Consider the following 9,514-nt stretch of genomic DNA (forward strand, 5'->3'; position numbering starts at 1 on the left):
CTCCCCTCCCAGGAGACACGATGAGCAAGCCCGTGAAGCAGATCCACCTTGCCGCGCAGTTCCCCGGTGTGAACAACACGACCGTGTGGAGCGATCCCCGCTCCGGCAGCCATGTCGAGTTCGCCTCCTTCGTCCACCTGGCACAGACGGCCGAGCGGGCGAAATTCGACTTCTTCTTCCTGGCCGAGGGGCTGCGGCTGCGCGAGCAGAAGGGCAAGATCCACGACCTGGACGTGGTGGGCAGGCCGGACACCTTCACCGTCCTCGCCGCGCTCGCGGCGGTCACCGACCGGCTCGGCCTGGCGGGCACCATCAACTCCACCTTCAACGAGCCCTACGAGGTGGCGCGCCAGTTCGCCAGCCTCGACCATCTTTCCGGCGGGCGCGCCGCATGGAACGTGGTGACCTCCTGGGATGCCTTCACCGGCGAGAACTTCCGGCGCGGCGGGTTCCTCGCCGAAGAGGACCGCTACGAGCGGGCCCGCGCGTTCCTCGACACCGCCCTCGAACTGTTCGACTCGTGGCGGGGCGACGAGATCGTCGCCGACAAGGACGCCGGGGTGTTCCTCGCCGACGCCCAAGCGGGCCGGTTCAAACACCACGACGCGCATTTCACCATCGGCGGCCGGTTCACCGTACCGCGCAGCCCCCAGGGCAGGCCCGCGATCCTGCAGGCGGGCGATTCCGGCCAGGGCCGCGAATTCGCGGCCGCGACCGCCGACGCCATCTTCAGCCGCCACAGCACCTACGAAGCGGGACGCGCGTTCTACGCCGACGTCAAGGGACGGCTGGCCCGGCACGGGCGCCGCCACCAGGATCTGCTGATCATGCCCGCGGCCACGTTCGTCCTCGGCGACACCGACGCCGAAGCCGCGGAGCTCGCCCGCGAGGTGCGCTTCCAGCAGGTCAGCGGGCCGACCGCGATCAACTTCCTGGAGCAGGTCTGGAACCGCGACCTGTCCGCCTACGATCCCGACGGCCCGTTGCCCGGGATCGACCCGGATCCGGGTGAGCACACGGTCACGCGGGGGCGGGCCGCGGTGCGGATGTACGGTGACCGGCTCGCCACGGCCCGGGAGTGGCGTGCCCGCGCCGAGGCGGACAACCTGTCCCTCCGCGAACTGGTCGTGGAGGTCACCGCGCGGCAGTCGTTCGTGGGCACCGCGGCGTCGGTGGCCGAGGAGATCAACCGGTTCGTACAGGACGACGCCGCGGACGGGTTCATCCTCGTCCCGCACATCACCCCCGGCGGCCTCGACCCCTTCGCCGACACGGTGGTGCCGCTGCTGCAGGAACGCGGGGTGTTCCGTGCCGACTACGAGGGCACCACGCTGCGCGAACACCTCGGCCTCACCCGCTGACACCCCCCGAGAAGGAAGAAACCACCATGTCCCGCGTCCCCCTCGGCATTCTCGACCTGGTGCCCGTCTCGTCCGGCTCGACGGTGCCCGAAGCCCTGCGCAACAGCATCGATCTGGCACGCCGGGCGGAAGAATTCGGCTACGCGCGCTACTGGTTCGCCGAGCACCACCTCAACCCGGGCGTGGCGGGCTCTTCCCCCGCCGTCGTGCTCGCGCTCACCGCGGCCGCCACGTCCACGATCCGGATCGGCGCCGGGGCGGTTCAGCTCGGTCACCGGACACCGCTGTCGGTAGTGGAGGAGTTCGGACTGATCGATGCCCTGTACCCGGGCAGGCTCGACCTCGGACTGGGCCGATCCGGGGGCAGGCCCCCCACATCGTCCACGCCGTCCACAGTGTCCATATCGTCCACAGAGGACACTGGAGGGCACGCGCCGAACGGGCTGCGCATCCCGCCGAAGTTCTCCCCCGCGCACCTGCTCGAAGCGCCGCTGTTCAAGCTGCGCCAGCAACTCCTGCAGCAGCCGGGGGCGAAGACCCCGGACTACGCGGCCCAGATCGACGACATCCTGGCCCTGCTGGCCGGGACCTACCGCAACGCCGAGGGGGTGGAGGCGCACGTCGTGCCCGGCGAGCACGCGGACGTGCAGGTCTGGATCCTGGGCAGCAGCGGCGGCGAGAGCGCGAACGTGGCCGGGGCGAACGGACTGCGTTTCGGCGGCAACTACCACGTCGCGCCCTCTGGAGTGCTGGAGGCGGTTCAGGCCTACCGGGCGGCGTTCAAACCGTCGGCCGAACTCGCGCGCCCGTACCTGTCGGTGTCCGCCGACGTGGTGGTGGCCGAGGACGAGGCGACCGCGCGGGAACTGGCGACGGGCTACCCGTTGTGGGTGCGCAGCATCCGTTCGGCCGAAGGCGCCATCCCCTTCCCCAGGCCGGAAGAGGCCCGTCGGCACCAGTGGACCCAGGAGGACCGGCGGCTGGTGGCCGACCGCGTGGAGACCCAGTTCGCCGGCTCGGCCCGGCAGGTCGCGGACCGGCTCGAACAGCTCCAGGAGGCCACCGGCGCCGACGAACTGCTGATCACCACCATCACCCACGACCACCGCGACCGCGTCCGCTCCTACGAACTGCTCGCCCGGGAGTGGGCCACCCGCTGACCCCGGCCCGGGATCGCGGCCAGCAGTTCCTTCGTGTACTCGTGCCGCGGGCGCGTCAGCACGTCGTCGGCGGGACCGTACTCGACGAGCCGTCCGGCGCGCATCACGCCGACCCGGTCGGCCACCTGCCGCACCACGGCAAGGTCGTGCGAGATGAACAGGTAGGCCAGCCCCAGTTCGTCCTGCAGTCCCGCCAGCAGGTCGAGGATCTGCGCCTGGATCGAGACGTCCAGCGCCGAGACCGGTTCGTCGCACACCACGAGATCGGGCCTCAGCGCGAGCGCGCGGGCGATCGCGACGCGTTGCCGCTGCCCGCCCGAAAGTTCGGCGGGCTTGCGGGCCAGCATGGTGCGCGGCAACGCCACCTGGTCGAGCAGGCCGGCCGCCTCGGCCCGGCCCCCGGCCCGGAACGCGCGCAGCGGCTCCGACACGATGTCCGCGACGGTCAGGCGCGGATCGAGCGAAGCGTAGGGATTCTGGTAGATCAGCTGCATCCGCCTGCGCAGCCGCCGCAGTTCCTCCCCGGTGAGCCCGGTGATCTCTCGCCCGCCGAAGGTGATCGTGCCCGCGCCCGGCGTCTCCAGGCGCAGCAGCAGCCGCGCCGTCGTCGACTTGCCCGAGCCCGATTCCCCCACCAGTGCCAGGGTTTCGCCGCGGAACAGCTCCAGCGACACGTCGTCGACGGCACGGAAGGAACCGAAGTCCTTGCGCAGCCCCGTCGCGGTGACCAGGGGCGGGCCCGCCGCCTGCCGCGGACGCCGGGGCCGGTGGGACAGGCTGGGTGCGGCGGCCAGCAACCGCCGCGTGTAGGCGTGCGCCGGGGCGGCAAGCAGCGCACCGGCCGGTCCGCGTTCCACCACACTCCCGGCCGAGAGCACGGCGATCTCGTCGGCGCGGTCGGCGGCCACCCCGAGATCATGGGTGATCAGCAGCAGCGCGAGGCCGTCCTCTGCCGCCAGTTCGTCGAGGTGGTCGAGGACGCGGCGCTGGACGGTGACGTCGAGCGCGCTGGTCGGCTCGTCGGCGATGATCAGCTTCGGCCGCCCGGCCAGCGCGGCGGCGATCAGGGCGCGCTGGCGCAGTCCGCCGGACAATTCGTGCGGATACTGCCGTGCCCGCAGGGCCGGTTCCGGGATGCCGGCGCGCGCGAGGAGTTCCACCGCCTCACCCGGCGCGGTCCTGCGCGTGGCCAGACCGTGGATGAGCAGGGTTTCCGCGACCTGGTCGCCGATCCGGCGCACCGGGTTGAGCGACATCGCCGGGTCCTGCGGGACCAGGGCGATGTCGCGGCCCCGGATCCGGCGCCACCCTCGCTCGGACAGCGTGGTCAGCTCCCGCCCGCCGAAGGTGATCGAGCCGCCTTCGATCCGCCCGCCGCGCGGTAGCAGGCCGAGCACCGCGTGCGCCGTGGTGCTCTTGCCCGATCCGGACTCGCCGACGAGGGCGAGCTTCTGTCCACTGCGGACGGTCAAGCTGACGCCCGCGACGGCCGTCACCGGACCGGAGCGCGTCCGGTACGACACGTCGAGACCGGCGACCACCAAAAGCTCACTCATGACGTCCTCTCTTCCAGCGCACGGGAAAGCCGGTTCGCCGACAGCACCACCGCGGCGATCACCAGCCCGGGCAGGGTGGTCATCCACCAGGCGCTCGCCAGGTAGGCGCGGCCACCCGCCACGATCGAGCCCCATTCCGGGGTCGGCGGGGTGGCGCCGTAACCGAGAAAGCTCAGCGCCGAAATCTCCAGAACGGCCGTACCGAGCGTCAGCACCGACAGGGCGGTCACCGGGCCCGCCGCGTTCGGCACGATGTGCCGCGCCAGCACCCCGAACCAGCGCACCCCGCCGGCCCGGGCCGCCTCCACATAGGCCGCGGTGCGGACGCGCAGCACCTCCGCCCGCATCAGGCGCGCGAAGTTCGCCACATTCGCCACGCCGACCGCGACCGCCACCTTCGTGGTGCCGAACCCGAGCGCCGTGACCAGTGCCAGCGACAGCAGGATCGGCGGCACGGCCAGCAAAACGTCCGTGATCCGCATCAGCGTGGCGTCGAGCCACCCGCCGCGCACGCCCGCGGCCAGTCCCAGCAGCGAACCGGCCACCAGCGCGATCAGCACCGCCAGCACGGTCGCGCCGAGGGACAGCGCGGCACCGTGCACCATGCGGGCGAACACGTCGCGCCCGGTCTCGTCCGTGCCGAACAGGTGCGCGGCCGACGGTGGCCGCAGCTTCTCCCTGGGCACGCCCGCCAGCGGGTCCTGCCCGGTGAACAGACGGGGGGTCAGTGCCCAGCCCGCCGCCAGGACCAGCACGAGCCCGGCGAGCACGAGCCCCGGCCGTCGCAGCACGAAGGCGGCGCGGCCACGCGACACCACGAGGTCAGCCATGCACGAGCTCCTTCCGCACCCGGCCGGGGACGTCGCTCCGCACACGGGGGTCCAGCAGCGGATACACCAGGTCGACCACAAGGTTCACGACCACGAAGAAGAACGCCGCGAGCACGATCACCGCCTGCACCACGGGAATGTCCTGCGTGTTGACCGCGGTGGTGGTGACCCGGCCGACGCCGTCCCGCGAAAACACCGTTTCGGTCACCACCGAACCGGCCAGCAACTGGCCGGTGATCACGCCGATCATGGTCAGCGCGGGCATCGCGGCGTTGCGCAGCGCGTGTCGCCAGTGGACCCTCGCGCGGCTCGCGCCCCTGGCCTTCGCGGTTTCGACGTAGGGCTGGTCCAACTGGGTGCGCAGGCTCTTTTCCAGCACCTGCCCGATCACCGCGCCCGTGGGCAGCGCCAGCGTCACCGCGGGCAGCACCAGCGACTGCGGCCCGTGGTTTCCCAGTGCGGGCAGGATCCTGAGCTGGAACGAGAAGATCTGCACCAGCACCAGGCCCACCCAGAACACCGGCAGTGACGTGCCCAGCGGCGGCAGGGACGACAGCAGGGTCCCCAGCCACCGGCGCCGGGTGTAGGTGGCCGCGAGCGCGATACCGCCACCGAGGACGACGCCCAGCAGCAGGCCCAGCCCGGCGACCGCGGCGGTGGCCGGGAGCGCGGTGAGCACCATGTGCGTCGCGGTGTCCCCGGTGATGACCGACCGGCCGAAGTCGCCGTGCAGCGCCGCCAGGAGGCGCTTTCCGTACTGCACCGGCCACGGGTCGGACAGGCCGTATTCGGCGCGGGCCCGCGCGAGCTGGTCCTGCGTGACGGTGAGCGCCGCGTCGCCGCCGCCGAGCTTCGCGAGCACCGCGTCGCCCGGCAGCAGGTAGAGGATGGCGAACGACAGCGTGAACGCCGCCCACAGCACGATCACGGCCTGTCCGAGGCGGCGCAGCAGGTAGCCGCTCATGCGCCGGACACCCAGGTGTCGAACAGTTGCAGGCGCGAGGAGGCTTCGAAACCGACCTCGTGCGCGTCCGGGCCCGAGGCGACCACCTGAGTCAACTCGAACACGGGAATCGCATAGGCGTGCTCCACGATCAGGCGCTGCGCCTGTTCGGCAGCGGGCTTGCGGACCGCTGGGTCCGCGGTGGCCGCCTGCTCGTCGAGCGCGGCATCGAGCGGGTTGCCCGCGGGCAGTTTGCTGCGGTTACCCGCCTTGGTGGAGAAGGTGTTGCGCAGGATGTCCGGGTCGGCCCGGGTCACGTTGTACCAAAGGAACTCGTAGTCGCCCGCCTGCTGGATCTGCAGCGTCTCGGCCGTGGTGTGCAGTTCGAGCCGCAGGTCGAAACCGATCCTGCGCAGTTGCTGCTGAAGGAGTTCCAGGACACTCTGGTTCTGGTTGAACACCGCGGCGAACACGACGCTCGCGCTCAGCCGGACACCGTCCTTGACCCGGATGCCGTCCGGGCCGGGCACCCAGCCGCCTGCGTCCAGCAACCGCGCCGCGCCCGCCGGGTCGAAGGCGAGTTCGGCGGAAAGGTCGGTGTACAGCGGCGTGGTGGTGGCGAGAATGCTGGTGGCGGGCTTGTAGTTCGGGCTGAGGACGGTGTCGGCGACCTCCTTGCGGTCGACCGCCTTGCCGACCGCCTGGCGCACCTTCTCGTCGGTCAGCACCCCCTTGGTCACGTTGGCGTGCAGGTTGAACACGATGCCCGGGTTCGGCCGGGTCTGCTCGGTGAACCCGTTGCCCTGGAACTGGGCCTCGTCGACCGGCTGCACCTCGGTGGTGGCACCGAGCTGTCCGGACAGCAGGCTTCCGGTGCGCACGCCCGGTTCCGGCACGATCTTGTAGTCGATCCTGTCGAGGTAGGCCTCGCCCCGGTGCTTGAACAGCGGTGAGCCCCAGTTGTAGCCTTTGCGCCTGGCCAGCACGATATCGGCGTTCTGTTTGAAGCTTTCGAAGACGAACGGCCCGGAGCCGATCAGCCCGTCGCCGTGGCAGCGCTGGTCCGCCGTCTTCCGGTACGCGGCGGGGGCGAGCACTCCCAGCGACATGGTGGACGAGGCCTGCAGGAACTGTGCGCTCGGTGCGGAAAAGTCCAGCCGGACGGTCTGCGGGTCGACGACGGTGGCCGAGGTGTAGGCGGCGAGGTAGCCGGAACCGAGCTGCGCCCGGGCACCGAGGGCCTTGATGCCGTCGAAACTGGTCTTCACCGCGGCCGCGTCCACCGGGGTCCCGTCGGAGAAGGTCGCGCCGGAGCGCAGGTGGAAGGTGAAGCTGGTGGAATCGGCGCCGACCTCCCAGCGGTCGGCCAGCCACGGTGTGATCTCACCGGTGGCGGGGTCCTGGTCGGTCAGGGAGTCGACCAGTTGACGCCCCACGTTGAGGCTGGCGTTCGTGCCGGGCTGCTGGGGATCGACGCAGTCGGGGTTCGACCCGATCGCGAGGGTCAGCGTGCCGCCGGGGGCGGGCTGCCCGGAGCCGGCGGTCGCCGCCCCGGAGGAGCAGGCTGCGAGCGCCAGGCTCGCGGCCACGGCGAGGGAAAGGAGTTCGAGCGGGGATCTGGAAGACACGCGGACACGGTAAACGGATTTCGGCGGCCATCCCCCGTTTCCCATCAGGTGAACATTTCTTCGGAGAAACAAGAAGAAGCCCCGCGCGAGGACCACTCGCGCGGGACTTCTTTTTGTTCGGAAAGAAACAGGACACGGTCTACAAAGGACAAGTCAGAGGGTCGAGCGGATCGGACACCGGATGCAGCAGCTCGCCGGGCCGCATCAGCGGATCCGACCGCAGCGCCGCGCCGGGTCGGCGGCGTCCCAGGTCCTGAGCCGGAGCCGGATTCCGATCGTGGTCACGACGCCGCGGCCAGCCGCGCACGGGAGTGCAGCGCCTCGGAAAAGCCGTCGACGACGGTCAGCAGCGGACGTTCGGCCTGCTCGGCCAGCGTCACCCCGCGGTCGGCGACGGTGATCCACTCCTCCAGCAGGAAATAGCCCGGCACGACCCGGTCGGCGCCCAGAGAGTGCAGCATCGGCCGGAATGCGTAGTCGATCGCCAGCACATGGGCGAGACTGCCCCCGGTGGCCAGCGGCAGGACCACCTTGCCCGCGAGGGCGAACTGCGGCAGCAGGTCGAGCAGGGCCTTCAGCAGCCCGCTGTAGGCCGCCTTGTAGACCGGCGAGGCCACGATCACGCCGTCGGCGCCCTCGATCGCGGCGGCGAGCGCGGCGATGTCCGCCTGCCGCGCGTCCCCGGCCACCAGCGCGGCGGGCGGCAGGTCCCGCACCGGGGCCACGGCCACCCGGTGTCCCTGCCCCCGCAGGCGCGAGGCCAGATGCTCGACGACGGCCTCCGTGCGGGAGGTGGGCGAAGGGCTTCCACTGAGCGCGACGATCCTGGACATGCTGGCCTCCAAACGAACGGCGGGAAAAAGGGGCGGCGGGGTCACGCGGCGTCGGGCAGGTCGCCCAGACTCGCGTACTCCCTGGTCGGCAGGAGCGGCGGCGAGTAGGCGTGCACGCTGGCGGCCGGGGTGTCGAAGGTGTTGCGGACGATGTGCGCGCGGCCGGGACCGAAACCGGTACTCGCCCCGGTTTCGCGCTCCGCGACGCGGATGCGGCGCGACGGGTAGCGGTAGGTCTCGGTGAGCCTGCCGGTGAGGACCGTGAAAGCACCCGAAGCGCCGCCGTGGTCGTGCGGCCTGGTTCCCTGGCCGGGCAGCCAGGACAGCAGCCACACCTCGACGCCCGGGGTGAGCGCCAGCCGCGTCCACCAGCGCTGCCCGGGCACGTACCGCACCAGCTCCGGCAGCCCGGCGGCGAGTTCACCCGCCAGGGCGGCGGTCAGGGCGCGGAGCTCACCCGCTGTCCACTGAGGACGGCGGGAATCGAGGAATTCCCGCGCGCCGCACGTTTCGAGCCGGGGGTGGAGATCGATGTCCACAATGGTCGAAGTCATGGATAACCCAGTTTTCCGTATCGGTTCCTTGCCGCATCATCGCAGTTCGCCGGAAGGAAAGTAGGGCGTCCCAGTGAACGGGAAGAACCGCATTACTTTCTCTCGGCGCGAAACGAATTGCGTCACCGTCCCAGGATCCGGTACGGCACCGGCGGCGGGGTTAGGCTCGGAGACGACACCCGACCTCGTAGGGGAGCTTGTGATGACGACACGGGAAATCGACCGAGTGGCCTTCGCCGAGCAGTGGCGGCAGTGGCACGCCGACCACGAGAAGCGGCTCGCCGACCCGCACGGCTTCCTCGCGATCACCAGTATCCGGTGGCTCACCGAAACCCCTGAACGCTTCGAGGACGCGCCCGGGACCTGGTCGGCCGGCCGCGGCGGCGTGACCGTCGTCCTGGACGAGGGCGAAGAACTGGTGGTGGACGGCGTCGCGGTGCACGGGCGGCACGATTTCGGCGTCATCCCCGAGCGCGGCGGGGTGTTCGCCGGATTCGGCGACGCCGTGGCCGAGGTCGCCAAGAGGGGCGGCCATCACATCCTCCGGCCCCGGCATCCCGATCACGCGCTGCGCACCCGGTTCCACGGGGTTCCCGCCTACACACCCGATCCCGCCTGGGCGATCCCGGGCCGGTTCCTCGCCCACGAC

The 9,514-nt window shown here is 71.1% G+C and carries 8 protein-coding genes and 1 pseudogene; 3 read left to right on the plus strand and 6 right to left on the minus strand.

From position 1 onward, the window contains the following. The first annotated feature begins 20 nt into the window (after positions 1-20). The gene (locus tag FNH05_RS23565; protein ID WP_144590894.1) at positions 21-1,361 is read left to right on the plus strand and encodes an NtaA/DmoA family FMN-dependent monooxygenase; all 1,341 of its coding nucleotides are present in this window, start codon (positions 21-23) and stop codon (positions 1,359-1,361) included. 26 nt (positions 1,362-1,387) lie between these two features. Next, positions 1,388-2,521, plus strand: a complete 1,134-nt coding sequence (locus tag FNH05_RS23570) for an LLM class flavin-dependent oxidoreductase (RefSeq protein WP_144590895.1) — start codon at positions 1,388-1,390, stop codon at positions 2,519-2,521. Here FNH05_RS23570 and FNH05_RS23575 read toward each other — a convergent pair. The 6 genes from FNH05_RS23575 to FNH05_RS23600 all read right to left on the minus strand — a co-directional run bounded on the left by FNH05_RS23575 (position 2,485) and on the right by FNH05_RS23600 (position 8,865). Further along, positions 2,485-4,077 carry a dipeptide ABC transporter ATP-binding protein gene (locus FNH05_RS23575; protein ID WP_144590896.1) on the minus strand — a complete coding sequence of 531 codons (1,593 nt, stop codon included), beginning with the start codon at positions 4,075-4,077 and terminating at the stop codon, positions 2,485-2,487. The two genes, FNH05_RS23570 and FNH05_RS23575, sit on opposite strands and share 37 nt — an antisense overlap. Next, positions 4,074-4,907 carry an ABC transporter permease gene (locus FNH05_RS23580; protein ID WP_144590897.1) on the minus strand — a complete coding sequence of 278 codons (834 nt, stop codon included), beginning with the start codon at positions 4,905-4,907 and terminating at the stop codon, positions 4,074-4,076. The genes FNH05_RS23575 and FNH05_RS23580 overlap by 4 nt, the downstream gene beginning before the upstream one ends. Beyond that, entirely contained in the window at positions 4,900-5,871 is a 972-nt protein-coding gene (locus FNH05_RS23585; protein WP_144590898.1) for an ABC transporter permease, read from the minus strand. Before FNH05_RS23585 ends, FNH05_RS23580 begins: the two co-directional genes overlap by 8 nt. Next, a complete protein-coding gene (locus FNH05_RS23590; RefSeq protein WP_425458482.1) occupies positions 5,868-7,478 on the minus strand; it encodes an ABC transporter substrate-binding protein in 1,611 nt (536 codons plus the stop codon). The genes FNH05_RS23585 and FNH05_RS23590 overlap by 4 nt, the downstream gene beginning before the upstream one ends. Before the next feature lie 281 nt (positions 7,479-7,759). Beyond that, entirely contained in the window at positions 7,760-8,311 is a 552-nt protein-coding gene (gene ssuE, locus FNH05_RS23595; protein WP_144590900.1) for an NADPH-dependent FMN reductase, read from the minus strand. A gap of 41 nt (positions 8,312-8,352) precedes the next feature. Next, positions 8,353-8,865, minus strand: a complete 513-nt coding sequence (locus tag FNH05_RS23600; RefSeq protein ID WP_144590901.1) for a cysteine dioxygenase — start codon at positions 8,863-8,865, stop codon at positions 8,353-8,355. Positions 8,866-9,067: 202 nt separating this feature from the next. Here FNH05_RS23600 and FNH05_RS23605 point away from each other — a divergent pair. Further along, a pseudogene (locus tag FNH05_RS23605) lies at positions 9,068-9,514 on the plus strand (DUF1684 domain-containing protein); the annotation flags it as partial.

The organism is Amycolatopsis rhizosphaerae (assembly GCF_007713715.1).
GTDB classification, from domain to species: Bacteria; Actinomycetota; Actinomycetes; order Mycobacteriales; family Pseudonocardiaceae; genus Amycolatopsis_E; species Amycolatopsis_E rhizosphaerae.

What these genes read in the sequence shown, in the direction of transcription:
- FNH05_RS23565 (WP_144590894.1), top strand. Translation starts at nt 21, where the DNA reads ATGAGCAAGCCCGTGAAGCAGATCCACCTTGCCGCGCAGTTCCCCGGT.
- FNH05_RS23570 (WP_144590895.1), top strand. Translation starts at nt 1,388, where the DNA reads ATGTCCCGCGTCCCCCTCGGCATTCTCGACCTGGTGCCCGTCTCGTCC.
- FNH05_RS23575 (WP_144590896.1), bottom strand. Translation starts at nt 4,077, where the DNA reads ATGAGTGAGCTTTTGGTGGTCGCCGGTCTCGACGTGTCGTACCGGACG.
- FNH05_RS23580 (WP_144590897.1), bottom strand. Translation starts at nt 4,907, where the DNA reads ATGGCTGACCTCGTGGTGTCGCGTGGCCGCGCCGCCTTCGTGCTGCGA.
- FNH05_RS23585 (WP_144590898.1), bottom strand. Translation starts at nt 5,871, where the DNA reads ATGAGCGGCTACCTGCTGCGCCGCCTCGGACAGGCCGTGATCGTGCTG.
- ssuE (WP_144590900.1), bottom strand. Translation starts at nt 8,311, where the DNA reads ATGTCCAGGATCGTCGCGCTCAGTGGAAGCCCTTCGCCCACCTCCCGC.
- FNH05_RS23600 (WP_144590901.1), bottom strand. Translation starts at nt 8,865, where the DNA reads ATGACTTCGACCATTGTGGACATCGATCTCCACCCCCGGCTCGAAACG.